This window comes from Pedobacter metabolipauper, assembly GCF_004362715.1.
GTDB classification, from domain to species: domain Bacteria; phylum Bacteroidota; class Bacteroidia; order Sphingobacteriales; family Sphingobacteriaceae; genus Pedobacter; species Pedobacter metabolipauper.
This window is the reverse complement of the sequence record NZ_SNYC01000006.1, coordinates 66,398-91,021: the sequence shown is the minus strand read 5'-3', so window position 1 is coordinate 91,021 and position 24,624 is coordinate 66,398. Positions and strand designations below refer to the sequence as shown.

Annotated in this window: 24 protein-coding genes; 19 read left to right on the top strand and 5 right to left on the bottom strand. The window is 40.2% G+C overall.

Annotation, left to right across the window (positions count from 1 at the left end; translation table 11 throughout):
- Nucleotides 1–13 precede the first annotated feature (13 nt).
- The 3 genes from ATK78_RS17110 to yihA are packed head-to-tail and all read right to left on the bottom strand — an operon-like array spanning nt 14 to nt 3,239.
- Nucleotides 14–1,729, bottom strand: a complete 1,716-nt coding sequence (locus ATK78_RS17110) for a M3 family oligoendopeptidase (protein ID WP_133577367.1) — start codon at nt 1,727–1,729, stop codon at nt 14–16.
- Between the two features lie 2 nt (nt 1,730–1,731).
- Nucleotides 1,732–2,598: a UbiA-like polyprenyltransferase gene (locus ATK78_RS17105; RefSeq protein ID WP_133577366.1), complete on the bottom strand. Its 867-nt coding sequence runs from the start codon at nt 2,596–2,598 to the stop codon at nt 1,732–1,734.
- Between the two features lie 11 nt (nt 2,599–2,609).
- The gene (gene yihA, locus ATK78_RS17100) at nt 2,610–3,239 is read right to left on the bottom strand and encodes a ribosome biogenesis GTP-binding protein YihA/YsxC (protein ID WP_133577365.1); all 630 of its coding nucleotides are present in this window, start codon (nt 3,237–3,239) and stop codon (nt 2,610–2,612) included.
- Between the two features lie 52 nt (nt 3,240–3,291).
- Between yihA and ubiE the strand changes: the two genes are divergently transcribed.
- From ubiE to ATK78_RS17030, 14 genes are all read left to right on the top strand, one after another.
- Nucleotides 3,292–4,023, top strand: coding sequence for a bifunctional demethylmenaquinone methyltransferase/2-methoxy-6-polyprenyl-1,4-benzoquinol methylase UbiE (ubiE, locus tag ATK78_RS17095; protein WP_133577364.1), 732 nt, complete (start codon nt 3,292–3,294; stop codon nt 4,021–4,023).
- Nucleotides 4,020–4,748 (top strand): type IX secretion/gliding motility protein PorT/SprT, encoded by a 729-nt coding sequence (porT, locus tag ATK78_RS17090; protein ID WP_133577363.1) that lies wholly within the window; start codon nt 4,020–4,022, stop codon nt 4,746–4,748. The genes ubiE and porT overlap by 4 nt, the downstream gene beginning before the upstream one ends.
- Before the next feature lie 49 nt (nt 4,749–4,797).
- Nucleotides 4,798–5,556, top strand: a complete 759-nt coding sequence (locus tag ATK78_RS17085; RefSeq protein WP_133577362.1) for an SDR family NAD(P)-dependent oxidoreductase — start codon at nt 4,798–4,800, stop codon at nt 5,554–5,556.
- Between the two features lie 17 nt (nt 5,557–5,573).
- Nucleotides 5,574–6,020: a GatB/YqeY domain-containing protein gene (locus ATK78_RS17080; protein WP_133577361.1), complete on the top strand. Its 447-nt coding sequence runs from the start codon at nt 5,574–5,576 to the stop codon at nt 6,018–6,020.
- A gap of 110 nt (nt 6,021–6,130) precedes the next feature.
- A complete protein-coding gene (locus ATK78_RS17075; protein ID WP_133577360.1) occupies nt 6,131–6,895 on the top strand; it encodes an alpha/beta fold hydrolase in 765 nt (254 codons plus the stop codon).
- The gene (locus ATK78_RS17070) at nt 6,895–7,557 is read left to right on the top strand and encodes a CBS domain-containing protein (RefSeq protein WP_133577359.1); all 663 of its coding nucleotides are present in this window, start codon (nt 6,895–6,897) and stop codon (nt 7,555–7,557) included. The genes ATK78_RS17075 and ATK78_RS17070 overlap by 1 nt, the downstream gene beginning before the upstream one ends.
- Nucleotides 7,558–8,439, top strand: coding sequence for an NAD kinase (locus tag ATK78_RS17065; RefSeq protein WP_133577358.1), 882 nt, complete (start codon nt 7,558–7,560; stop codon nt 8,437–8,439).
- 2 nt (nt 8,440–8,441) lie between these two features.
- Nucleotides 8,442–9,263, top strand: a complete 822-nt coding sequence (porG, locus tag ATK78_RS17060; RefSeq protein ID WP_133577357.1) for a type IX secretion system protein PorG — start codon at nt 8,442–8,444, stop codon at nt 9,261–9,263.
- A 19-nt stretch (nt 9,264–9,282) separates the two neighbouring features.
- Entirely contained in the window at nt 9,283–10,023 is a 741-nt protein-coding gene (locus ATK78_RS17055; RefSeq protein WP_133577356.1) for an isoprenyl transferase, read from the top strand.
- A gap of 63 nt (nt 10,024–10,086) precedes the next feature.
- Entirely contained in the window at nt 10,087–12,633 is a 2,547-nt protein-coding gene (gene bamA, locus ATK78_RS17050; RefSeq protein WP_243732561.1) for an outer membrane protein assembly factor BamA, read from the top strand.
- 17 nt (nt 12,634–12,650) lie between these two features.
- Nucleotides 12,651–13,181, top strand: a complete 531-nt coding sequence (locus ATK78_RS17045) for an OmpH family outer membrane protein (RefSeq protein WP_133577355.1) — start codon at nt 12,651–12,653, stop codon at nt 13,179–13,181.
- 47 nt (nt 13,182–13,228) lie between these two features.
- A complete protein-coding gene (locus ATK78_RS17040; protein ID WP_133577354.1) occupies nt 13,229–13,789 on the top strand; it encodes an OmpH family outer membrane protein in 561 nt (186 codons plus the stop codon).
- A gap of 107 nt (nt 13,790–13,896) precedes the next feature.
- Complete coding sequence (gene murI / locus ATK78_RS17035) at nt 13,897–14,733, top strand: glutamate racemase (RefSeq protein WP_133577353.1); 837 nt, start codon at nt 13,897–13,899, stop codon at nt 14,731–14,733.
- Nucleotides 14,734–14,825: 92 nt separating this feature from the next.
- Nucleotides 14,826–16,727 (top strand): amidophosphoribosyltransferase, encoded by a 1,902-nt coding sequence (locus ATK78_RS17030; RefSeq protein ID WP_133577352.1) that lies wholly within the window; start codon nt 14,826–14,828, stop codon nt 16,725–16,727.
- Between the two features lie 242 nt (nt 16,728–16,969).
- Here the strand turns inward: ATK78_RS17030 and ATK78_RS17025 are convergent, their stop codons facing one another.
- A complete protein-coding gene (locus tag ATK78_RS17025; protein ID WP_133577351.1) occupies nt 16,970–17,596 on the bottom strand; it encodes a LysE family translocator in 627 nt (208 codons plus the stop codon).
- Between the two features lie 176 nt (nt 17,597–17,772).
- On the opposite strand from ATK78_RS17025, the gene ATK78_RS17020 reads away from it, so the two are divergent.
- The 5 genes from ATK78_RS17020 (at nt 17,773) to ATK78_RS17000 (ending at nt 23,796) form a co-directional block, all read left to right on the top strand.
- Nucleotides 17,773–19,380, top strand: a complete 1,608-nt coding sequence (locus ATK78_RS17020; RefSeq protein WP_133577350.1) for an MFS transporter — start codon at nt 17,773–17,775, stop codon at nt 19,378–19,380.
- A gap of 94 nt (nt 19,381–19,474) precedes the next feature.
- Nucleotides 19,475–19,897 (top strand): deoxycytidylate deaminase, encoded by a 423-nt coding sequence (locus ATK78_RS17015; RefSeq protein ID WP_394346948.1) that lies wholly within the window; start codon nt 19,475–19,477, stop codon nt 19,895–19,897.
- 8 nt (nt 19,898–19,905) lie between these two features.
- On the top strand, nt 19,906–21,435 hold the full coding sequence (guaA, locus tag ATK78_RS17010; RefSeq protein WP_133577348.1) for a glutamine-hydrolyzing GMP synthase: 1,530 nt from the start codon (nt 19,906–19,908) through the stop codon (nt 21,433–21,435).
- Nucleotides 21,392–22,621, top strand: coding sequence for an ABC transporter substrate-binding protein (locus tag ATK78_RS17005; protein ID WP_133577347.1), 1,230 nt, complete (start codon nt 21,392–21,394; stop codon nt 22,619–22,621). The genes guaA and ATK78_RS17005 overlap by 44 nt, the downstream gene beginning before the upstream one ends.
- Nucleotides 22,618–23,796 (top strand): RsmB/NOP family class I SAM-dependent RNA methyltransferase, encoded by a 1,179-nt coding sequence (locus ATK78_RS17000; RefSeq protein WP_133577346.1) that lies wholly within the window; start codon nt 22,618–22,620, stop codon nt 23,794–23,796. The genes ATK78_RS17005 and ATK78_RS17000 overlap by 4 nt, the downstream gene beginning before the upstream one ends.
- A gap of 187 nt (nt 23,797–23,983) precedes the next feature.
- Here the strand turns inward: ATK78_RS17000 and ATK78_RS16995 are convergent, their stop codons facing one another.
- Nucleotides 23,984–24,553 carry a MarC family protein gene (locus ATK78_RS16995; protein WP_133577345.1) on the bottom strand — a complete coding sequence of 190 codons (570 nt, stop codon included), beginning with the start codon at nt 24,551–24,553 and terminating at the stop codon, nt 23,984–23,986.
- Nucleotides 24,554–24,624 lie beyond the last annotated feature (71 nt).

The following is a 24,624-nucleotide window of genomic DNA, read 5'->3' as shown; positions in this document are numbered from 1 at the left end:
AATAACTGTGGATTTAATCTAATTTTTGTAGCTCATCTTTAACGAATGATGCAAGTTCTTCAATATAATTCAGACTAAAGTCGAATTTTATGCCCGCAGTTTCGTAAATTTCGTTAATTGGTTTGCTGTAACCCAGTGATAAAGCAGCTAAATACTGCTGTAAAGCTTTTTCAGGATTCTCTTTGTAATTTTTCCATATCGCAATGGCACCTAATTGCGCAATTGCATATTCAATATAGTAAAAAGGAACCTCAAAAAGGTGTAGTTGCTTTTGCCACGCATTTCCAAACTCCTGCTCCAGCCCGTCCCAGTTTGCAAAGCCAGCACCAAAGCGGGTATATATTTGTTTAAAAGCCTCTTCACGGTCGGCCGCATTATGACCTGGATTCGTATAGATCCAGTGTTGAAACTGGTCAATCACCGCAACCCATGGCAAGGTCTTAAGCACATCGAGCAATTGCTCTTTTTTTGCACGTACCAAATCCGCTTCATTGTCAAAATAAATATTCCAGTTGTCCATAGAGATCAGCTCCATACTCATAGAAGCAAGTTCGGCAACTTCAGAAGGGCAATGCTTAAAGTCGTTTAACTCCAGGTTTGCCGTAAGGAACGTATGGATCGCATGTCCGCCTTCGTGAACCATGGTTGTCAGGTCCCTTAAAGAATTGGCAGAATTCATAAAGATGAAAGGAGCCCCGGTTTCAGCAAGCGGGTAATTGTATCCGCCCGGTGCTTTACCTTTACGGCTTTCCACATCAAAAAGGTGGTTTGCTTTCATGATGGCAAGCATCTGACCCAATTGTGGATTGATCGCATTAAAGCAAGAGATACTTTTGTCGATAAGATCCTGTCCATCTGTAAAAGGTTTCAAAGCCGGTTTACCCGTTGTGCTCACTTCCATGTCCCAGGGCTTTAAAGATTCAAGACCCAGCAATTCCGCACGTTTTTCTGCCTGTTCTCTTAAAATAGGAACAATTTCCTTTTCTATAGCTTCATGAAAATGGTAACAATCCTGGGGTGTATAATCAAACCTGCCCAAGGCCTGGAACATATAATCCCTGTAATTCTCAAAACCAGCATTCAATGCTACCTGATGGCGCATAACCAGGAGTTCATCAAACAAGATGTTAAGTTCGTCCTTATCTACTAAGCGGCGCTGTTGAATCGTTTCCCAGGCTTGCTGCCTAACAGCCCTGTTCGTATCCTTAATAAAGTTTGCAGCCTGCTCCAATGTGTATTCCTGGTCGTTGATCGTAACACTCATGGCACCGGTAACCGACTGGTACTTTTGCTGGGTAACCTGAAGTTTGGTTAACAGATCCACGTTTTCTGCACGGTAAATCTCAATTGCTTTCCGGATTGCCCGTATAAAAACAAAATATTTTTCCTGGTCAAGCTCATCAATAAAAGGACTATCATTGAACTTCTGGTTCAGTTGGTTGGCAATAGGAGAGATCTTTGGCTCAATCTCCATGGCAAAATATTGGAAATCTTTAACCAGGTTCTCATTCGCTGTATCACAGCTCATTCTAATATATCTCCACGCAAAGTCTTCTTCAAGCGCGGCTTCCAGCTCACTTTTATCTTTAAGCCATTTTTCAAGCCCGGCCACATCTTCTACCGGCCGTGCCAATAACTCATTCAGAATAGGTTCAAGGTTGTCCCATTTCATTTCAAGATCTTGGGGAATGTAATTTCTTGTCTTTTTGGGTATGCTAAGGTTGATCATGTTTAGAAATTATAATTAGTTCTTAAGAAAGCGTCCATTAAAAAGCAAAGTGCAAAAACTACAGAAGCAAAACCATTGGTGGTTGCAAAGGCTTTGTTCACTTTACTAATGTCATTCGGTTTAACCAGCAAATGCTGATAGATAAGCATAAAACAGAAAAATGCCACACCTGCATAGTATACCCAGCTTAGTGGTGTAAAGAAAACCGGAAGTATCACACAGGCAGCAGCACACACATGAAGGAACACCGAAAGGTTCAGTGCATTTTTTATACCAAGGGCGGCAGGAATAGAATGTAATTTTTCATCCTTATCAAAATCTTCGTCCTGCAGGGCATAAATGATATCAAAGCCACTAACCCAAAACAATACTGCCAGTGAGTATAGAACGGGAACGATATTGAATTTGCCGGTAACCGCAATATAAGCGCCAATAGGAGCCAGGGATAAGCCCAATCCGAGTACAAGATGGCATAATGCCGTAAACCGTTTCGTATAACTGTAAAACAGCACAACAAATAACGCAACAGGAGACAGATAAAAGCACAGGCTGTTTATGAATGCAGTAGTAGTAATGAACAGAATGCAGTTGATGATCACAAAGATCAATGCCTCATTTGCAGAGATCTTGCCTGCAGGAATGTCACGCATCTTTGTCCGCGGGTTTTTAGCATCAATATTTCTGTCCAGGTACCTGTTAAAAGCCATTGCAGAATTACGTGCAAAGACCATACAAAGCAACACAAGAACCAGCAAGAACCAGTTAAATGGATTGGAAGTGGTTGTAATCCCCAGAAAAAAGCCGATCATGGCAAAGGGCAATGCAAAAATAGAATGTGCAAACAGTACAAGTGAAAAGTACTTTTTCATGTATTTATAAATTAAAATTCGTCTTTAGGAGTTAAGATCGGCATGGCAAAGTCCAGATTTACCTGTTCAATGAACTTAAGGGTCTCGTCTCTTCCTGTCGCCTTTTCTGCGGAGGTCACAAAATAAGGAGGGATCTCTTCAAACCATCCGGAAAGCTCTTTTTTAAAGGCAGCTACATTCTGATCGGTCTTTACAGCACCCTGCTTATCAGATTTTGTAAATACCAGGGCAAATGGGATTTGGATCTCACCCATCCAGCAACAGAATTCAATGTCTATCTTTTGAGGCTCCAACCGGCTGTCTATCAAGACAAAAACGCATTGAAGGCTTTCTCTTTTGGTGATGTAATTGCGGATAAACTTCTCCCATTTCTCCCTGCTGCTTTTAGAAACCTTAGCATAACCATAGCCGGGTAAATCTACGATATACCATTTTTCGTTAATCAGGAAATGGTTAATAAGCTGTGTTTTTCCCGGTCTTTGTGAGGTCTTAGCTAAACCATGCTGGTTAACCAGCATGTTAATAAGCGATGATTTGCCAACGTTTGAACGACCAATAAATGCATATTCCGGCATGTTGGCTACAGGTAAGGCAGAAACCTTTGTATTACTGCAAATAAATGTTGCTGATTTTATAATCATTTGACAAAGGTAGAAAATTAGTTTTCAACAATACTTATCTTTGCGACTTACCATGAACGAAAACATTACACCATACGGATCCGAAACAGCAACAAAGAAAGAACAAGTTGCCAGTATGTTTAACAATATTTCAGGAACTTATGATTTTTTGAATCATTTTATGTCGCTTGGAATTGACATCATATGGCGTAAAAAGGCGATTAGAGAGCTTAAATCCATAAAACCGCGCATCATGCTTGACGTAGCAACCGGTACAGGAGATTTTGCTTTTGAAGCGATCAAGATCCTTCAGCCAGAAAAGATCATCGGTGTAGATATTTCTGAAGGAATGCTGGATGTGGCGCGTAAAAAAATTCAGAACCGGAATATGCAGGACATATTTTCTGTTCAGCTTGGTGATTCTGAGGGACTGCAATTCGGAAATGATCATTTTGATGCAATAACTGTGGCTTTTGGGGTAAGGAACTATGAAAACCTGGAAAAAGGACTTTCAGATATGTTCAGGGTTTTAAAGCCTGGTGGTAAAATTGTGATATTAGAGTTTTCAAAGCCCAGACAGTTCCCAATTAAACAAGGATATAATTTTTACTTTAAGCACATTACCCCACTATTGGGTAAACTCTTTTCTAAAGATAATAGTGCATATACCTATTTGCCAGAATCGGTAGCGGCTTTTCCGGATGGAGAAGTATTTACCGCATTAATGGATAAGGTTGGATTTAAACAAACAAAAGACAGACGCCTTACCTTTGGAGTATGTGCAATTTATACAGGCATAAAATGAAAAGAACAAGCCTAATTATTTTATGTTTAATTGCTGCGGTTTCTGCAAAAGCCCAGAATTGGGGTGGTGGTGTAGACGATGATAACCTGCATTTCGGCTTTACCTTCCAATACCTGTCTTCAGAATATAAAATCCTTAAGAAGGCCAACTGGAGGGGTCAATATGTTGATGAAGATCCTCAGATTCCAAATACACCGGGTTTACGGTCTATCTCTTCAAAACCAACACCAGGTTTTGGAATTGGTTTCGTAGTAAATAAAAGATTGGGTGAAAATGCAGATCTCCGCTTTACACCGATATTGGTATTCAGTGATCGCTCCCTGTCTTATGAATATACCAATGCAAATGCGAACATCGATAAGAAGATCTCAACCACACTTGTAGATTTTCCAATAGGCATCAAGATCAAATCAGATCGCAGAACCAATTTTAGGGCCTATGTGATCGGAGGCGTTAAATTTACCACAGACATCACCTCTAAGAAAAAGACCGATAACAGCCTTGTAACCGATCCGGCAGAAAAGTTTATAAACAATGCACGAAATTTCATGTCCTACGAAGCGGGACTGGGCTTTGATCTGTACTTTGAATATTTTAAAATGTCACCAGAGCTTAAGCTGTCGTATTCGATGAAAAATGTTTTAGAAAATGAGCCAACCCGGTATGTGGCGCCTTTAGATAAACTGATGCTGCGTCATGTAACTTTCAGTTTATTCTTCGAGTAACGGCTCATTTCAAAAAAATTATAGCTTTGCTTAATAAAAGAAATCAAAAATGTCAAAGATTGCATTAATTACAGGGGCAACTTCAGGTATTGGAGCCGCCTGCGCTCACTTATTTGCGGCCCAGGGATATCATTTAATTTTATTGGCAAGAAGAGAAGAACGGTTAACGGAAATTGCGAAACATTTGGAAGACAAATACGCGATCGAAGTTAAAAAGATAATTGCAGATGTTAGGGATCATGAAGATCTGTCGTACAGACTGGATACTTTACCGGCTTCATGGAAAAAGGTAAATGTACTGATTAACAATGCCGGATTAAGTCAGGGCCTGGATCCAATAGATAAAGGGAACTTTGCAGATTGGGATACCATGATCGATACGAATGTAAAAGGTCTTTTATATACCACAAAGATTGTTTCAAACTGGATGGTTGCACAAAAAAGCGGACACATTATCAATATTGGCTCTATTGCCGGACAAGAGGTCTATCCGAATGGAAATGTTTATTGTGCTACAAAACATGCGGTTGATGCATTGAATAAAAGCATGCGGATCGATCTGCTGCCGCACGGTATCAGAGTTACCGCCATTAATCCGGGTATGGTAGAAACAGAATTTTCTAAAGTACGCTTTAAAGGAGACGAAAGCAGGGCAAAAAAAGTTTATGATGGTTTAGAGCCATTGGTGGCCAATGACATTGCAGAAGCCATCTGGTTTGCAGTAAGCAGGCCGGCACATGTAAATATAAACGATATGCTCATTATGCCAACAGCGCAGGCAACGGCAACAATAATTGATAGAAATTAACGAATAATAAAATAAATATGATAGCTAACACCATAGATCAGGAAATTAAACAAGCCATGCTTGCGAAAGACCCGGCCAAACTCAGAGGACTGCGGGCAATCAAAGCAGCCTTGTTACTGGCAAGAACAGAAAAAGGATCAGCAGAAGAAATAACGGAAGAAACTGAACTTAAGATCCTGCAAAAACTGATCAAACAGCGTAAAGAGTCTGCAGATATTTATAAACAGCAGGGAAGAGAAGATCTGAGCGTGATTGAGGAAGAAGAAATTGAGGTGATCAGTAACTTTATGCCTAAACAGCTGGATCAGTCAGAAGTGGAAGCATTGATCATTCAGATCATCAAGGCATCAGGAGCAACTTCCGTTAAAGATATGGGTAAAGTAATGGGCCTGGCAAATAAAGAACTGGCAGGTAAAGCAGATGGAAAATTAATTGCTGAGATCGTAAAGGCACAATTGGCATAAATTGTGTTGCATTTGCAGCTTTAGGCCCTGAATCTTAAAAATAATGTTTTTTTTTCATTAAATTAATTTTAGTCTACTAACTTAGTAGCAATACTTACACAAAATTAAATATGACATACGAAGTAATAGAAGACGAAGGGTTTAAATATATAGAAGCCGGAAAAGGTGAAACCCTGGTATTACTTCATGGATTGATGGGAGAGTTAAGCAACTGGGAGCCGGTGATCAATCACTTTAAGGATCACTATCACATTCTGGTACCCATACTGCCTATTTATGAACTTCCGCTGCTTACTTTAGGCGTAAAGAGCTTAGCTAAATACATAAATAAATTTATCAAGCATAAAAAACTCGGACAAGTAGTGCTAATTGGTAATTCCCTTGGTGGTCATGTGGGCCTTGTATTTACCCTTTTACACCAGGAACACGTAAAAGCGTTGGTTTTAACAGGAAGTTCTGGATTATATGAAAATGCATTTGGAGGATCCTTTCCACGCAGGGAAAGTTATGACTATGTACGTGAAAAAGTAGCATTTACCTTTTACGACCCTGCTGTAGCGACTAAAGAACTGGTAGACGAAGTATACAAGACTGTAAACGAACGTTCCAGGGTAATCCGTATTCTTGCATTGGCAAAATCCGCTATCCGCCACAATCTTTCAAAAGATCTGTCAAGAATAACCATCCCGGTTTCATTGATTTGGGGAAAACAAGATAAAGTTACCCCACCAGAAGTAGCTGAAGAATTTCATGAACTTTTGCCGAATTCTGAACTGAATTGGGTAGATTTATGCGGACATGCTCCAATGATGGAACATCCGGAGATCTTTAACGACCATCTGGAAAAGTTTTTAAATCGTATCTTACTAAAATAATGTTTGCATCTGAACTCATATCTAATTCAATCCCACCGCTAAAGACATCTGATTCTGTTCAGAAGTCTCTGGAAAGAATGACTGAGTTCAAATTATCTCATTTGCCAATAGTAAATGAATCTCAATTTCTTGGATTGATCGCTGAAGACGAACTCATCGAAATCAGGGATACCGAACAGCAAGTAGGGAATCTTTCGCTGTCCATTTTAAATCCTTTTGTGTATGAAGATGCACATGTATATGATATTATCCGGTTGTTTAACCAGTTGCATTTATCCGTAGTGCCCGTTCTGGATTATAAGAAGAACTACCTCGGCCTAATATCTGTAAACAGCCTGCTGGAATACACGGCAGATATTTATGCAGTTAAAGAATATGGAGGCATCATCGTATTAGAGATAAGTAATAGAAATAATTCATTGGCGCATATGGCACAGATCGTAGAAGCAGACAATGCACAGATCTTATCGTCCTATGTGCAGTCCTTTCCTGACTCTACCAAACTTGAAATTACCTTGAAGATCAATAAGACAGAATTGTCTGGTATAATAGCTTCCTTTGAACGTTACGATTACCAGGTAAAAGCGGTGTTCAACAGTACACGCTCAGACAATGGTACCGAAGACAGGTATAATTCATTCATGAATTATTTAAATGTGTAAATGAAAATTGCAATTTACGGCAGAGAGTTCAACAATAGTGTACTGCCACATGTGCAGGAAGTATTTAACGTTCTCGAACAGTACAAAACCCCGGTCTTTGTTTATCAGAAATATCTTGATTTTATTAAGGATAAGATCAAATTACCTGCTCATATTGAAACCTTTAAAGACCATACCGAACTTTTAGGAAATACCGACGTACTGATCAGCCTCGGAGGGGATGGTACCTTATTGGATACACTTTCACTGATCCGTGATTCAGGCATCCCGGTAATTGGAATTAACTTTGGCAGACTGGGCTTTCTGGCCAGTATCAATAAAGAAGAAATAAAAGTAGCCATTGAAGCCCTTCAAAACCGAAAATTTTCTCTCGATAAAAGAACCCTGTTGAGCGTAACGTCCAAACAAGGTTTATTTGGCGATGAAAACTTTGCATTGAATGACATCACCATTCACAGAAGGGACAATTCTGCCATGATGATCATTCATGCGTACATGAATAATGAATTCGTAAACTCTTATTGGGCAGACGGACTGATCATTGCAACACCAACCGGGTCAACAGCTTACTCCTTAAGCTGCGGGGGGCCGATTATTTATCCAAGTTCTCAGAACTTTGTAATTACCCCAATTGCACCACATAACTTAAATGTAAGGCCGGTAATTATTCCGGATGATGTATCTTTGGCCTTTGAGGTAGAAGCCAGGAGTGCTAAGTTTTTAGTTTCCTGCGATTCGAGAACGGAAACAGTAGACCGTTCTGTTAAAATAACTTTAAATAAGGCGGCATTTCATGTAAATTTAATCCGGCTTAATAATGAAAGTTACTTAACCACCTTAAGGAATAAATTACTCTGGGGCATTGATACCCGCAATTATTAGGAATGAGATATAAGCAACTGTTCTATTTTTTTACGCTTTTCTTGCCGGCAATGGCGGTACAAGGGCAAACGGTTGAAATTGGATTAACCGGTGGCGGAGCAGGATATCTCGGAGATCTTAACCAGAACAATCCGCTAAAGATCAGTGGTATGTCTGCCGGAGGATATGTGAAATTAAATCTTGACGCCTATTGGTCTGTCGGCCTGCACTATAACTACGGGAGCATTAAAGCAGATGATCAGGAATCTTCGAATGAACATTTTAGAAATCGCGCACTTAACTTCAAGACTTCTTTAAACGAAGTAAGTATGCAGGTTGATTTTAACTTTCTGGAATACTTCACGATAGACCGGCCTAAAAAATTTACACCTTACCTGTTTGCAGGTGTAGGAGCGGTTTTCTTTAATCCTGTTGGAACCTACCGTGATCCGGGTACTTCCAGAAATACAGACTATAAGCTGAGGTTCTATCAAACCGAAGGACAAAGCCAGTTGTATAAAAATTATGCCCTTGCTATTCCTTATGGAGCAGGTATAAAATTAAGACTCTCAGATAACATGCAGTTTCTTTCACAAATTGGTTACCGTACCGCAAATACCGATTATTTAGATGATGTATCGGGCAGATACCCTGATCCTGTCAATGTAAATTGGCCAAATGATGGTAATCTGGTAACCAGGATAAAGCTTTCAAACCCATCGAATCAGTCTTTAAGCTCACTTCAGGGCACACAAAGAGGTGATTTTAGAAAAAGAGATACATATATGTTTGTAGGTATTGGCATATCTTATACCTTTGTGTCCCAAAAATGTTATACATTTTAGGCATATTTGCACAAAATCAATGGGATTTAAAGAACAAATCGACTTAACACGTTTACCGGAACACATTGCCATTATCATGGATGGTAATGGACGATGGGCAAAAAATCAGGGTAAGTACAGGCATTTCGGTCATGAAACAGGCGTGTTGTCTGTAAAAGATATTGTAGAGGGATGCGCAGATATCGGCATAAAATACCTTACCGTGTATGCATTCTCCACAGAGAACTGGAACCGGCCTATAGAAGAGGTGAATGCGTTAATGGAATTGCTGATCTCAACCATCAATCAGGAAACGCCTACACTCAATAAAAATAACATCCGGCTTAATGCCATCGGAGATATCGCATCTCTTCCTCAGAAATGTATTGATGATCTAAAAAGTGCGATGGACAATACCGCAGGCAATACGCGCTGTACCCTAACACTGGCTTTAAGTTACAGTGCAAAATGGGAGATCCTTGATGCAGCTAAGAAATTAGCACTTAAGGTTAAGAACAACGAACTGCAGCTGGATGATATCAATGAAGAGAATTTTGCCGCACAATTAACCACGCGTAATATTCCGGATCCTGAATTAATGATCAGGACAAGCGGAGAACATCGGGTAAGCAATTTTCTGTTGTGGCAAATGGCCTATTCAGAACTTTATTTCACAGAAACCCTTTGGCCAGACTTCAGACAGGAAGACTTGTTTGAAGCCATAGTAGACTACCAGAAACGCGAACGCCGCTTTGGTAAAATTAGTGAACAACTGAACTAATTTTACTTTTAACACTTTTTAACATGTGTTTAAATTAACTTAGCGTCGATTTTTAGATTGTAAATGAAAAGAATATATCAACTCATATTATTGTTATTGATTGGTTTACCAACAATGGCACAGATCACACGTCCAACGCAAACACCTGCACAGCCCAGCTTAAAAGTTAGTGGTTTAGACCTGGACTATTTTAATCCCAAAGAATATATAATTGGAGGGACTACCATCACAGGAACCCAATTTATTGAGAAGGATGTAATCGTAACGCTTTCTAAACTGATCAAAGGTGAACGTGTAACACTTCCCGGAGAAGCAACTTCAAATGCCATAAAAATTCTATGGGGACAAGGTTTATTTGACGATATAAAACTGGATATTTCCAGGATCGTGGAAGATACCGTGTACTTTGATATCGATGTTGTTGAGCGCCCGCGCTTAAGTACCTTTGAGATCAATGGCGTAAGCAAGTCTCAAAAAACAGATATTCTTGAAAAACTGAATGAAAAAAAAGGTAAAGCAATTATCAACGAGAACCTTTACAATTCAACAACTACTACCATCAAGAAATTCTTGCTGGAAAAAGGTTTCTTTTTTACCTCAGTAACGTACAAAACCAAGCCAGATCCGAACCTGGAGAATGGTATGGTATTACAAGTATTCATTGAAAAAGGAGATAAGGTCAAAGTTCATGAGATCAACTTCACCGGAAATAAAGATTTTTCATCAGCCAAATTACGCAAGTTCTTAAAGAAGACTAAACAACAGGCTTTCTATAAAGTTTTTGGATCTGGTAAATTCAATAAAGAAAAATATGAAGAAGATAAGCTGAAGCTGATTGCTAAGATGCAGGACAGGGGTTATCGCGATGCGGTGATTCTAAAAGACAGCGTCTATCAGTACAATGCTAAAGCGGTAGGAATAAAAATTGACCTGTACGAAGGACCAAAGTATTACTTTGGAGACATCACATGGGTTGGTAATGCCAAATATACCACAGAAGATCTTCAGCGTGTGCTGGGTATTGATAAAGGAGAAGTATTCAGTGAAGAAAAACTGGAAAAGAAATTAAGAGGAAGTGCGAGCGGAGATGACGTGTCCAGCGTTTACCTGAATGATGGTTACTTAACCTTCCAGGTAGAGCCTGTTCAAACCAGGATCTATAACGATACGGTACAAATTGAAATGCGCATTGCCGAAGGGCCTCAGTACACCAATAACCGGATCACGATCAAAGGAAATACCATCACAAATGACCGCGTGGCCATGCGTGAGGTGCGTACCAAACCAGGAGAGAAATTCTCTAAAGAATTATTGATCCGTACCATCCGTGAACTTGGTCAGCTGGGTTATTTTGATGAATCGAAAACGGTACCAATTCCAAAACCAAACCCGGCAGACGGAACAGTAGATATTGAATACACCGTAGAAGAGAAACCTTCTGATCAGGTTGAGCTATCCGGTGGATTTGGTGGTGGTAACATCATTGGAACATTGGGGCTAACCTTCAATAACTTTTCATTAAGAAACCTGTTTAACCTGGATGCTTACAAACCATTGCCAAAAGGTGACGGTCAGAAGTTAAGCTTAAGAGGTCAAACCAATGGTAAATACTACCAGTCGTACAGCTTCTCATTCTCTGAACCCTGGTTAGGTGGTCAGAAACCAATTAGCTTCGGTGTAAGTGCATTCACTTCATTACAGTCTAATGGATTGAGTTCAGACAATTCAAACTTTCAAAAGATCCGCTTAAATGGGGTAACCGTTAGTTTGGGCAGAAGGTTAAACTTCCCGGATAACTTCTTCCAGCTTACGCACTCGATCAATATGCAGCAATATATCCTGAACAATTACCCGGGATACTTATTCTCCACAGGAACATCATACAACTTAAACTTAACACAGGAGTTGAGCCGTGATTCAAGAAATCACCAGATCTTCCCTACAGACGGATCTTATTTTAGATTCACCATACAGGCAACGCCTCCTTATTCGTTATTAAATAGTATTAACTACGCAACAGCATCAGATAAACAACGTTATAAGTTTACCGAGTATCACAAATGGAAATTTGAGTCGCAGTGGTATCAGAGATTGGTTGGAAAGTTTGTGGTTAAGGCCCAGGCCCAGTTTGGATTCTTAGGTACATACAACCAATCCGTAGGACAGTCGGCTTTTGAGCGTTTTAAATTAGGAGGAGATGGAATGCAGGGATTTGACTTCTTGCAGGGATCTGAGCTGATCGCCATGCGCGGTTATGCAAATAACTCAGTAATACCTGTTGGTGCCGATGCAACGATCGCGCAGAATTCAGGTAGCCCGATCTTCACTAAATATGTGATGGAGTTAAGATATCCTGTAATTGCGTCACAACAGGCAACCGCATTTGTAGTGGCATTTGCTGAAGGTGGAAATACCTGGGATAAGTTCAGTGATTTCAATCCTTTTAACGTTAGACGTTCAGTAGGTTTGGGCGCAAAGATATTTTTACCGATATTCGGGCTGTTGGGAATTGATTATGGTTACGGATTTGATAAGATCCCTGGTATCCCTGATGCAAATAAGGGCCAGTTCCATTTCAGTATCGCTCAGCAATTGGGAGGGTTTAATTAATTTTATAAATCAGACACATGAAAAAGTACATTTTAATATGCTTTCTGCTTTTTACGGGGGTTGGAGCGTTTGCACAGAAGTTTGCGTATGTAGATACAGAATATATATTAAAACACATGCCTGAATACAAATCGTCATTAAACCAATTGACCATTTTGTCTGAGCAGTGGCAGCAGCAGGTTGACAACAACTTTGTTGAAATAGACAAGATGTATAAGACCTATCAGGCAGATCAGGTTTTACTGACTGAAGATATGCGTAAGAGAAGAGAGAACGAGATCATTGAAAAGGAAAAAGCCGCTAAAGATTTTCAGCGCCGGATCTTTGGGCCGGATGGAGAACTGTTTCAAAACCGTACCAAGTTAATTAGCCCGATCCAGGATAAAGTAACAAAAGCAATCGGAGAAATTGCAAAAGTTAAGCTTTTAGACTTTATCTTTGATAAAAGTAGCGAGGCAACCATGATGATCTATGCAAGCAGCAATTACGACATCAGCAATGATGTAATTACCAGGCTTGGCTATAAACCAGGTACAATTATAAAATAACATACACACAAATAGTAGAGTAAAAACAATTATTAAGAAAAATAGAGATGAGAAAGTTAATGAACGCATTTTTTATTGCAGCAGGTTTATTATTTACTGCTAATATTGCAAGTGCACAACAAAAATTAGCGCATTTAAATTCAGCTAATATTATTGAAGCAATGCCTGAGGTTAAGACTGCGCAAACTACATTGGAAGCATTTAGAAAAACTAAATCTGGTGACATTGATAAAATGATCGCTGAATATCAAACAACTCTTGCAGGTGCACAAGCTAAAGAAAAAACCAGAAGCGAAGCAAACAAAGAAACAGTAGATAAAGAACTGCAAACAATGGGTGGTCAGCTTCAGGATCTTCAAAAACGTATTGAAGATGCAAGAGCTAAAGCTCAACAGGAATTAGAGCAAAAAAACCAGGAGTTGTTTACTCCAATCCAGGCTAAAGCTGACGCTGCAATTAAAGCAGTATCTAAAGAAAGAGGGTATACTTACGTATTTGATACAGCAAACCAGGGATTGGTATACTGGGATGGTGGCGAAGACATCACTGCACTAGTTAAAACTAAATTAGGCATACCAGCAACAGCTGCAGTAGCACCTAAAAAATAAGCAAATAATTGTTCCGCACATTTAATACAGCGGTCTAAAACAATTGTAGCATAAAATAATTAAATTGCGGGATTGAGTGATAAAACTCAATCCCGTTTTTTTTTATAATGGATAATAAGCATTCTATTGGTGTATTTGATTCTGGCTATGGAGGTTTAACCGTATTTAAATCTATAGCAAAAAAACTTCCCCAATACAATTACATTTATTTAGGAGATAATTCACGGTCACCCTATGGCGACCATTCCTTTGAAACGGTTTATCAATATACCCTGGAATGTGTAGAATGGTTATTTGCACAAGGCTGCCCACTGGTTATTCTTGCCTGTAATACAGCATCCGCAAAAGCACTGCGTTCCATTCAGCAAAAAGTACTTCCTGTTAAATATCCCAATCACAGGGTTCTGGGCGTAATCCGCCCAACAGCGGAGATTGTAGGTGATTTTACCACATCAAAAACCATCGGTGTAATGGGAACACGCGGTACAGTTAATTCTGAATCTTATCTGATGGAGATCAATAAGTTCTTTCCCGATGTAAAAGTACTGCAGCAAAGCTGCCCAATGTGGGTGCCGCTGGTGGAGAACAATGAACATACCTCGCCAGGGGCAGATTATTTTGTAGACAGGTATGTAAAAGAATTGATTGCTAAGGATGACAATATCGATTGCATCCTGCTGGCCTGTACCCATTATCCATTGCTGGTGCCTAAGATCAGGGAAGTCCTCCCTGCGCATATCAATCTGCTCGGGCAGGGTGACATCGTTTCAGATAGCCTGGTTACCTACCTTCAAAATCATCCCGAAATCGAATCGCAAATTGCCAAAGAAGCCAAACGTCTTTTTTATACTTCAGGAGATCCGGTTCAGTTTGATACCCATGCCTCCGTGTTTTTTGAAGAAACGGTGCATTCCATGCATACAGATCCCGGAAATAGCAAATGATCCTTGAATTATAATCTGAATGAAAGAATCTATTTCTTTCTAGGTTCTGATTATTATTAACTCTAAATTTGCGGCTCAAATAACACACCCCAATGAGTGACTCGATAAAACATGAATGCGGAATAGCCTTTATCCGTCTTTTAAAACCGCTCTCATACTACCAGGAAAAATACGGTACTGCGCTTTATGGTTTAAACAAGCTTTATCTCTTGATGGAGAAACAGCACAACCGCGGTCAGGATGGAGCAGGTATAGCAACCATTAAACTGGATGTGAAACCCGGGCACCGTTACATCAGCAGGTACCGCTCTATGGCACAAAACGCAGTAGCAGATATTTTCGGGTATGTACAGAGCAAGTTTGTAGACATTCAGAATGAAACCCCGGAGTTAATGCTGGATGCAGAATGGCTTAAGGCAAATGTTAGTTTTATTGGTGAGGTGTTATTAGGCCACTTACGCTATGGTACGCATGGTCAGAACAGTATCGAGAACTGTCACCCGTTCCTGCGTCAAAACAACTGGATGACGCGTAACCTCGTTATCGCAGGTAACTTCAACATGACCAATGTGGATGAGTTGCTGGAGCAACTGTATGAATTGGGTCAGCATCCAAAAGAACAGGCAGATACCGTAACCGTATTAGAGAAAATAGGTCACTTTCTGGATGATGAAAATCAGGAGCTTTTTGACGAGTACAAAAAAGAAGGCCTGGACAATGTAGACATTACACATAAGATATCTGATAACTTAGATATTGCAAAAATATTAAAACGTTCAGCAAAGAATTGGGATGGGGGATATGCCATTTCAGGTATTGTTGGCAACGGAGATGCATTTGTGTTGAGAGACCCATCAGGAATCAGACCAGCCTATTACTATCAGGATGATGAGATCGTGGTAGCAGCATCTGAAAGACCGGCCATTCAGACTGCGTTTAACATTCCATTCAGGGATGTCAAAGAAATTGAACCCGGACATGCCCTGATCGTAAAAAAAGACGGTACCGTAACCCAGGAGATCTTTAGAGAGCCGGAAGAAAAAAGAGCGTGTTCTTTTGAACGGATCTATTTCTCCAGAGGAAGCGATGCAGAGATCTATAAAGAACGGAAACATTTAGGCGCTTTACTCTGCAAGCAGATCCTTGATTCTGTAAGTGCCGATTTAAAGAATACCGTTTTCTCTTTTATTCCGAATACCGCAGAGGTTTCTTTCTACGGAATGGTAGAAGGACTGCACAGCTACATCCGGAATGTACAAAAGGATACCTTGCTTCACCGTAAAGATAAGCTGGACGACCAGCAACTGGAAGAATTGTTGTCAATGAGTCCGCGGGTAGAAAAACTGGCGATCAAAGATGTAAAATTAAGAACGTTCATTACCCAGGATGCCGACAGACAGGATATGGTCGCACACGTGTACGATACCACTTACGGTGTAATTAAGAACCATACCGATACCCTGGTTGCTATTGATGATTCTATTGTAAGGGGAACAACGCTTAAACAAAGCATCATAAAGATTATCGACAGGCTGCATCCTAAAAAGATCATCATTGTATCCTCTGCACCACAGATCCGTTATCCGGATTGTTATGGTATCGATATGTCTAAAATGGGACAGTTTGTAGCTTTCGAAGCAGCCATTCAATTGTTAAAGGCCCGCGGATTGGAACACATCATTGAAGAAGTATATCAAAAATGTAAAGCATCGCTGTTGCTTCCTAAAGAAGAGATCGTCAATCACGTAAAGGATATTTACAGACCATTTAAACAGGAAGAGATCTCTGCACAGATCACTAAGATCATTACTCCGGAAGACATCACAGCGGAAGTTGAGGTAATCTACCAGACGCTTGATAATTTACACATTGCTTGTCCGAATCATACCGGAGACTGGTATTTCTCAGGTAACTACCCAACACCTGGTGGAAACAAAGTAGTAAACAAAGCATTTGTAAACTGGAAAGAGGGAAATAACCAGAGAGCATATTAAAAGCGCATAATAAGACAATACCGTGTAAGAACGTTTTAATTAAGAACGCTTATAACGGAATAAGAATTAAAGATCACGCGTTAGCTTAATTAATATGCCATTAGTGGGGAGCCAGCACGGAAATGTTCCGGATCGTAAAGGTCATAACAAACAAAAAAACCGATGCGGGCAGCATCGGTTTTTTTGTAGGATAAGTATTCAGTTAGATCAATAAATACAAACCGTTAATCCCACTGGAATAATTATTTGTAATGTTTTAGAATGACCTCAACAAACAACCGGATCGCGAAGATTAAAATAACAGCACCGGCAATCTTATTGAGCATCTGGATGTTCTTTTCTTTAATGCGGTATCTCAGCTTGGCGGCATAATACGTCTTGATGCAATCAACGGATAGCTGTGTAGCCATTGCAATCACAAAGAAAACCACCTTTTCAGCCATATCATAATGGAGCTGTACAGAAATAATCCCGCCAACCATAATCCAGAACATCAGCGTAGAAGGGGATAAAAGGCACATTAAAAAACCTTTTAAGATATAACCGCGCTTCCGTATCTTAATGGTTTCAGAAATATCATAGCTAACCTTTACCTTATTGAAAAGATAATAGACCCCGATCCCAAATAGGAAAAGCCCGCCAATAATCCCTATATATTGATTGTATTCAGCATTATAATCTACAAATTGTGAAGTGAAAATAGTGAGGATAATAAATATTATGTCGCTAAAAACTACCCCAATAGCTAAAGAAAAGCCAGCCTTAAAGCCTTTTTCAATGCTGGTCTTTATCATAGAAAAAAAAACGGGACCCGTCAAAAACGAAAATAATATCCCCGCACCAATCCCTTGTAATATTGCTTCAAACATTCAGCTCGTCATATATATTATGCTAATATGCAATTTTAAATAGAATCTACGCCCTTTTTTTTAACTAGATTTATTGCCCTCAGCCCATTAAAAATATTGAAATATTACAAACAAGGCTACCTGCATACAGTTTTTTTTATTTATGTTTAACGCATAAAATTATTACTAACCAATATATGGAACAACAGTCACAAAAGAATTACGGAACAGCACTGTATACAATCATTACCGTGTTTTTCTTCTGGGGATTTGTAGCCGCATCAAACGGAATCTTCATCCCATTTTGTAAACAACATTTTAGCCTAACCCAGTTTGAATCCCAACTAATAGACTTTACCTTTTATGGTGGATATTTTATCGGATCATTGATCTTATACTTCGCTTCACAAGCAAGTAAAGTAGATATCCTGAATAAGATCGGATATAAGAAAGGGATCATTGCCGGTTTGGTGATCTCGGCAGGAGGAGCTTTACTGATGATCCCTGCAGTTCATTCCGGTTCATTCTTATTTATCTTATTCGCATTTTTTGTAATTGCATTGGGGTTCTCACTTCAGCAAACTGCTGCCAATCCATTTGTAGTGGCATTGGGAAATCCTGAAGGCGGAGCAAACCGTTTAAATCTTGCAGGTGGTATCAACAATTTCGGCGGCTTAATGGGTCCGGTAATTGTCAGTGTAGTCCTGTTTGGAACAGCCAATGATGCCGTTGCTAAAACGGTTGAGATCTCATCAATCAATAACTTATATTATATTCTTGCAGGTCTTTTCCTTGCAGTGGCCGTATTCTATGCCGTATCAAAACTTCCTGATGTAACCAGCAACGAGAAAATTGAATCCAGCCCTAAACCAACAGGTCCGCTTGTGGTAATGATCTTAGGCTTTTTAATGGTAGCAGCAGCAGGCCCCTTAGCAAATATGACAGGAATTAGTGCGTCTATCTTTGTATATTCATCATTGGTAATCATCATTGGAGCCCTTTTATTTGGCTATATGGCTAAAAAAGAAGATGCTTCTAAATGGGGAGCCATGCAATATCCTCAATTGATCCTCGGCATGCTGGCCATCTTTATGTACGTAGGTACAGAGGTAACCATTCAAAGTAACTTAGGCGCGTTGTTAGGTCTTCCGGAATTCGGATCACTTACTTCGGCAGACATTAAACCATACATCTCTTTATATTGGGGAAGCATGATGATCGGAAGGTGGACAGGTGCAATCAGTGCATTTAACCTGACAAAAACAGTTCGTAACGTATTAACTGTGGTTGTACCGTTTATTGCTTTTGGTGTCATCTTGCTGGTGAACCATTTTACAGGAACAGACATAGGTAATTTATATGTTTATGCAGTATGTATCGTCATACTGATCGCAGCATTCTATATCGGACAAGAAAAACCAGCTAAAACACTTGCTGTATTTGGTACACTGGGTGCAATAGCAATGTTAGTCGGCCTGTTCACAACCGGTGAGGTTGCCATATTTGCATTTGTAAGCGGTGGATTGTGCTGCTCAATCATGTGGCCGTCTATTTTTGCATTATCCATCACTGGTCTTGGAAAATATACCAGTCAGGGGTCTTCTTTCTTAATCATGATGATCCTTGGTGGTGCAATCATTCCGCCAATTCAAGGAGAGCTGGCAGATAGCGCAGGTATTCACAATTCATACATCGTTCCGGTAATTGGCTTTGCATATTTGGTTTTCTTTGCATGGAAAGTTAGTGGTGAACTAAAAAAACAAGGAATTAATATCGAAGAGATCGCTGCTGAAGGCGGTCATTAAAATAAAAAATCTGTTAAAAGGCTGCTCGTTCTTTTGAATGGGCAGCCTTTTATTATATAACAACATGAGTAAACCAAGTTTCAATCATATTTTTATGAACTTAGCGTCCGATCTGTCCACCAGGTCGCATTGTGTACGCGCACATGTAGGAGCAGTTCTGGCAAAAGATACCCGGATCATTTCTATCGGATATAACGGGCCTCCGGCAGGAACACACAACTGTGATGAAGAATGGCCGGAGACCGGATGCAACAGAGACTCGCGCGGAAGCTGCTCCCTGGCCCTGCACGCAGAAGAGAATGCCATACTGTATGCCGTAAAAAACGGATCCAAGATCTCGGGATCAACTTTATACACCACACTCTCCCCCTGCATTGCTTGTGCAAGGTTAATTTTATCATCAGGAATTAAACTGGTGTTCTATAAAGATTCCTATGCCGAATATAAAGGGTTGCCGAGCGATGAAGGTGTTGATTTTTTAAGAAGGTTCGGTGTGGAGGTAATTAAATTTTCTTAACTTTGGCCATGCTAGAAAAAATCATAATTCTCGATTTTGGTTCCCAATACACACAGTTAATTGCCCGCAGGGTACGCGAATTAAACGTTTATTGCGAAATTCATCCTTTTAATAATATTCCTGAAATTTCATCCGATGTAAAGGGAATCATTTTCTCCGGTAGCCCTTACTCTGTTCGTCAGGAAGATGCTCCTCAAGTAGATCTGAAAAAATTCCATAAAAACTTCCCGGTACTGGCAGTTTGTTATGGTGCACAATATATAGCACAGCACTCAGGTGGTGAGGTTCAGCCTTCATCCACAAGAGAATATGGCCGCGCTAACCTGAACTTTGTTGCTTCAGGTAACAAATTGTTTAAAAATATAGCGGTTGACTCCCAGGTTTGGATGTCACACGGCGATACCATCACTGTAGTTCCAGAAAACTTTGAACTTATTGCCAGTACAGACAGCGTTAAAGTTGCTGCATTCCAGGTAAAAGATTCAGATACCTATGGCATCCAGTTCCACCCGGAAGTAACACATAGCCTGGATGGAAAGCAACTATTGGAAAACTTCCTGGTAGACATCTGCGGATGTAAACAAGAGTGGACCCCGGATGCATTCGTAGAAACTACCATTGCAGATTTACAGGCAAAACTAGGAAACGATAAAGTGGTACTTGGTCTTTCCGGAGGGGTAGACTCCAGCGTTGCTGCCGTTCTGCTGCATAAAGCCATAGGGAAAAACTTACACTGTATCTTTGTAGACAACGGCTTACTGCGCAAGGGAGAGTATGAATCTGTTTTGGAACAGTATAAACACCTGGGTTTAAACATTAAAGGAGTTGATGCCAAAGACCGTTTTCTTAGCCAGCTGGCTAACGTGAAAGATCCGGAATTAAAACGTAAGGCAATCGGACGTGTATTCATTGAAGTATTTGATGATGAAGCACACCAGGTACAGGATGTAAAATGGCTGGCACAAGGCACCATTTATCCCGATGTAATTGAATCGGTTTCCGTAAAAGGACCGTCAGCAACCATCAAATCACACCATAATGTAGGCGGATTGCCAGACTTTATGAAATTGAAGGTGGTAGAGCCGCTAAATACGTTGTTTAAAGACGAAGTAAGAAGAGTGGGCAGATCACTTGGATTGGAACATTTTATTATAGGCCGTCACCCTTTCCCCGGACCGGGTTTGGCAATCCGCATCCTTGGTGATGTGACCGCAGAAAAAGTAGCCATCCTGCAGGAAGCCGATGCCATCTATATCGATAACTTAAAAGAAGCAGGTTTATACGACCAGGTATGGCAGGCAGGTGCAATATTTCTTCCCGTGCAGTCAGTAGGCGTAATGGGAGATGAGCGTACGTATGAAAACGTAATCTGCTTACGGGCTGTAGAATCTGTTGACGGTATGACTGCTGACTGGTGTCACCTTCCATACCCTGTACTCGCAAAAATTTCTAACGAAATTATTAATAAAGTAAAAGGAATTAACCGCGTTGTATATGATATTAGCTCTAAACCACCAGCCACAATTGAGTGGGAATAAACATTGGCTGATCATCTGTCTCGGATTATTTTTAGCGTCATGTTCGCCAAAAATAAATACGAATGTTAAAAAGCCGGATATTCCTAAAAGCGTTGAAAAAGAAACGGTAAAGCCTGATGTGAAATTTACACAGGCAACCATTTCTTTGCTCGTACCTTTTAAGTTAAATGAGATCAGGCTTAAAACGGCAACCAGGGCAGAGGTAGAGAAAGCAGCAATGGCCATAGATTTTTACCAGGGCTTTAAACTTGGCGTAGATTCAGCAGCAGCACTCGGCCTCAATTTTAAACTCAAAGTTTACGATACCAGGGATGAAAATGCGCAGATTGATGGCTTAATACAAAATGGAAGCCTGCTGGGTTCTGATCTGATCATAGGCCCCGTTTTTCCGCAAGGCCTAAAACACATCACCAGTTATTCGCTAAGCAAAGGGATTCCTGTGGTAAGCCCCTTAGCGGCAAGTCACCCCGCAGAATTTAAAAACCCAAACCTAATCTCACTGGTCAGTAACGTTGACCTGCATGCGCAAAAAATCGGAGATTATATAAATAAACATTACAATCCTGCCCAAACGGTAGTGGTACTGATCAATCCAAAAAGTGCAAGTGATGAACTGATGGCCAAACCATTAAGGACCTACTTTGCAAACCCCAGCCGGAAGTTTTTACTTCAGGAATTTGGCTCCGTATTTACCATGGAAACCAAATTGATCAGGAACAAGAAATATGTGATCATCGTATGTTCTGACGATCAGAAGTTCGTGGTGCCAACACTGGATAAATTGGTCAAAATGAAAAACGCAGGACTGGCAGTTGATCTTTATGGGCATCCCGGCTGGATCAAACAGAACTACAATACCGATAAGCTGCAAGCTTTAAACACGGCAGTAACCTCATCTTATAAAGTAGATTATACCCGTTCAACAGTAAAAACCTTTATTATCAAATATCGGGCAGCCTATCATTTCGAGCCTGGCGAATATGCCTTTAAGGGATTTGATACCGGGTTTTACTTTGCTAAACTATTGGCAGAACATGGTCTTGACTATTTAAAATACATGGAAAGGGAAAGATACAATGGTTTACAGAATGACTTTTCCTTCCGTAAGGATCCGGAATTGGGATATATCAATACTAGCCTCATGCTATTAAAGTACCAGGATTTTACGCTAAAAAATATGGAATGAGAGTAGAGCATCAGATAAGGGCGTTTGAACAGATCTTTAAAAGCTATGACGGAGTACAACCACTGCATCGGTTTCTATTTGCCTATTTTAAAAAAAATAAGCAAATGGGCTCTTCAGACAGGCGCTGGGCAAACCGGTATATCTATAGTTTTTTCCGTCTTGGTAAAGCCCTGATGAAAGAGGATCAGTTAACCAGGCTCGCCATTGCAGATTTTTTATGCAACCCAACACCAGGCCTGGTGGTAGAAACAACCCTGCCAGAATTAAAAGACCAGACCGGTCTGCCGGTTAAAGAGAAAATTACCCTGATCCAGCAGCACTTTCCAGCGTTTAAATTAAAAGAGGTCTTTAATTTCAAAGAACAGCTTAGTGAAGCCATTGATGAATTATCTTTTTTCGAATCCTACTTTACACAACCAGATCTTTTTTTGAGGGTAAAGGCAAACGATATCAGCCAGCTTACCAAAACGCTGAAAGAAAATGGGGTTGAAGCAATAACAGTTGGCCCAACTACACTCGCGCTGCCAAATGGTACCAGGCTGGAACAAATTATTCCGGATCAGAAGCATTTTCAAATACAAGATCTTTCCTCACAAAAAACAGGAGATCTTTTTGATCCGCAAACCTGGGATTACTGGTGGGATTGCTGTGCGGCATCAGGCGGTAAATCCCTGCTTCTGCACGACTTGCAGCCGAATATACAGTTATTGGTCAGTGACGTTAGAGAAAATAGCTTAAATAACCTGGATGAGCGTTTCCGCGATGCAGGATTAAAAAAATATCAAAAGAAAGTACTGGACCTGCTGCTGAACAATGAAGTTGATCTTCACCACTATGAGTTTGATGGAATCGTATTAGATGCACCATGCTCCGGTTCGGGTACCTGGGGGCGAACGCCAGAGATGCTGTACTATTTTGACGAACACAAGGTGAGTTATTTCTCAAAGCTGCAAAAGAATATCGCTGCAAATGTGGTTAAATATCTTAAAGATGGAAAGCCATTGATCTATATCACCTGCTCTGTGTTTAAGAAAGAAAATGAAGAAGTAGTCTCCTGGCTGCTTGAAAACCTGCCTTTAAAACTGGAGCGTGTGGAAGTGATTAAGGGTTATGGCAATAAAGCCGATACCATGTTTGCTGCGCGCTTGATTAAAGCGGATGCATCCAATCTTTAAGTTTCTCTTTGATGTGCTTAACAGCCTCAAAAAGAACGGCTAAAATGCCGATTATTAACGTAAGTTGCTCAAAACTGTTCATGATTACTGCGCTTACTTAAATTTGGTCCTTCAGGATTCAAACATTTGAAAATATGCCAAACGTGCTCAACCTGATTTATGTTAAGACTAATATAACGATATTTTGTTACAATCCGGTATTGTTACGGAACAATTTGATGGCTATGGCCAATAGAATAATTCCAAAGGCTTTCCTAAGTACGTTCAAGCCCGACTTTCCGAAAAGACGTTCGAGGCGTTCTGTATTCTTCAATACAAAGTAAACGAATACCATATTCAGCATAATGCCAACAATGATGTTTTGAGTCGCATATTCTGTTTTTAAAGACAACAGGGTGGTCATGGTTCCTGCCCCGGCAATAAGTGGAAATGCAAGCGGAACAATGGAAACTGTTTCAGGGGCATCACCTTCTTTAAAGATGGTTAATCCCAGTACCATCTCCATGGCGATGAAAAAGATAACGAATGAGCCGGCAATGGCAAATGACTCCACATCCAGCCCGATGATCTTTAATAAGGTCTCTCCGGCAAACAGGAAAATGACCATCAAAACCGTAGCCACGATCGTAGCCTTTTCAGATTCAATGTGTCCGGCCTTTCTTCTCAGCTCAATAACTACAGGGATAGCACCCAGAATATCAATAATGGCAAACAGCACCATTGAGGTAGACAAGATTTGACTGAAATTAAACTCCATAGCCGATTGATTTGATACAAAGGTAAATTATTTAACAATAAAAAAGCCACTTCAGCGATGAAGGGGCTTTT

Coding starts and splice junctions, on each gene's coding strand:
- ATK78_RS17110 (WP_133577367.1), bottom strand. CDS start 1,729: ATGATCAACCTTAGCATACCCAAAAAGACAAGAAATTACATTCCCCAA.
- ATK78_RS17105 (WP_133577366.1), bottom strand. CDS start 2,598: ATGAAAAAGTACTTTTCACTTGTACTGTTTGCACATTCTATTTTTGCA.
- yihA (WP_133577365.1), bottom strand. CDS start 3,239: ATGATTATAAAATCAGCAACATTTATTTGCAGTAATACAAAGGTTTCT.
- ubiE (WP_133577364.1), top strand. CDS start 3,292: ATGAACGAAAACATTACACCATACGGATCCGAAACAGCAACAAAGAAA.
- porT (WP_133577363.1), top strand. CDS start 4,020: ATGAAAAGAACAAGCCTAATTATTTTATGTTTAATTGCTGCGGTTTCT.
- ATK78_RS17085 (WP_133577362.1), top strand. CDS start 4,798: ATGTCAAAGATTGCATTAATTACAGGGGCAACTTCAGGTATTGGAGCC.
- ATK78_RS17080 (WP_133577361.1), top strand. CDS start 5,574: ATGATAGCTAACACCATAGATCAGGAAATTAAACAAGCCATGCTTGCG.
- ATK78_RS17075 (WP_133577360.1), top strand. CDS start 6,131: ATGACATACGAAGTAATAGAAGACGAAGGGTTTAAATATATAGAAGCC.
- ATK78_RS17070 (WP_133577359.1), top strand. CDS start 6,895: ATGTTTGCATCTGAACTCATATCTAATTCAATCCCACCGCTAAAGACA.
- ATK78_RS17065 (WP_133577358.1), top strand. CDS start 7,558: ATGAAAATTGCAATTTACGGCAGAGAGTTCAACAATAGTGTACTGCCA.
- porG (WP_133577357.1), top strand. CDS start 8,442: ATGAGATATAAGCAACTGTTCTATTTTTTTACGCTTTTCTTGCCGGCA.
- ATK78_RS17055 (WP_133577356.1), top strand. CDS start 9,283: ATGGGATTTAAAGAACAAATCGACTTAACACGTTTACCGGAACACATT.
- bamA (WP_243732561.1), top strand. CDS start 10,087: ATGAAAAGAATATATCAACTCATATTATTGTTATTGATTGGTTTACCA.
- ATK78_RS17045 (WP_133577355.1), top strand. CDS start 12,651: ATGAAAAAGTACATTTTAATATGCTTTCTGCTTTTTACGGGGGTTGGA.
- ATK78_RS17040 (WP_133577354.1), top strand. CDS start 13,229: ATGAGAAAGTTAATGAACGCATTTTTTATTGCAGCAGGTTTATTATTT.
- murI (WP_133577353.1), top strand. CDS start 13,897: ATGGATAATAAGCATTCTATTGGTGTATTTGATTCTGGCTATGGAGGT.
- ATK78_RS17030 (WP_133577352.1), top strand. CDS start 14,826: ATGAGTGACTCGATAAAACATGAATGCGGAATAGCCTTTATCCGTCTT.
- ATK78_RS17025 (WP_133577351.1), bottom strand. CDS start 17,596: ATGTTTGAAGCAATATTACAAGGGATTGGTGCGGGGATATTATTTTCG.
- ATK78_RS17020 (WP_133577350.1), top strand. CDS start 17,773: ATGGAACAACAGTCACAAAAGAATTACGGAACAGCACTGTATACAATC.
- ATK78_RS17015 (WP_394346948.1), top strand. CDS start 19,475: ATGAACTTAGCGTCCGATCTGTCCACCAGGTCGCATTGTGTACGCGCA.
- guaA (WP_133577348.1), top strand. CDS start 19,906: ATGCTAGAAAAAATCATAATTCTCGATTTTGGTTCCCAATACACACAG.
- ATK78_RS17005 (WP_133577347.1), top strand. CDS start 21,392: ATGATATTAGCTCTAAACCACCAGCCACAATTGAGTGGGAATAAACAT.
- ATK78_RS17000 (WP_133577346.1), top strand. CDS start 22,618: ATGAGAGTAGAGCATCAGATAAGGGCGTTTGAACAGATCTTTAAAAGC.
- ATK78_RS16995 (WP_133577345.1), bottom strand. CDS start 24,553: ATGGAGTTTAATTTCAGTCAAATCTTGTCTACCTCAATGGTGCTGTTT.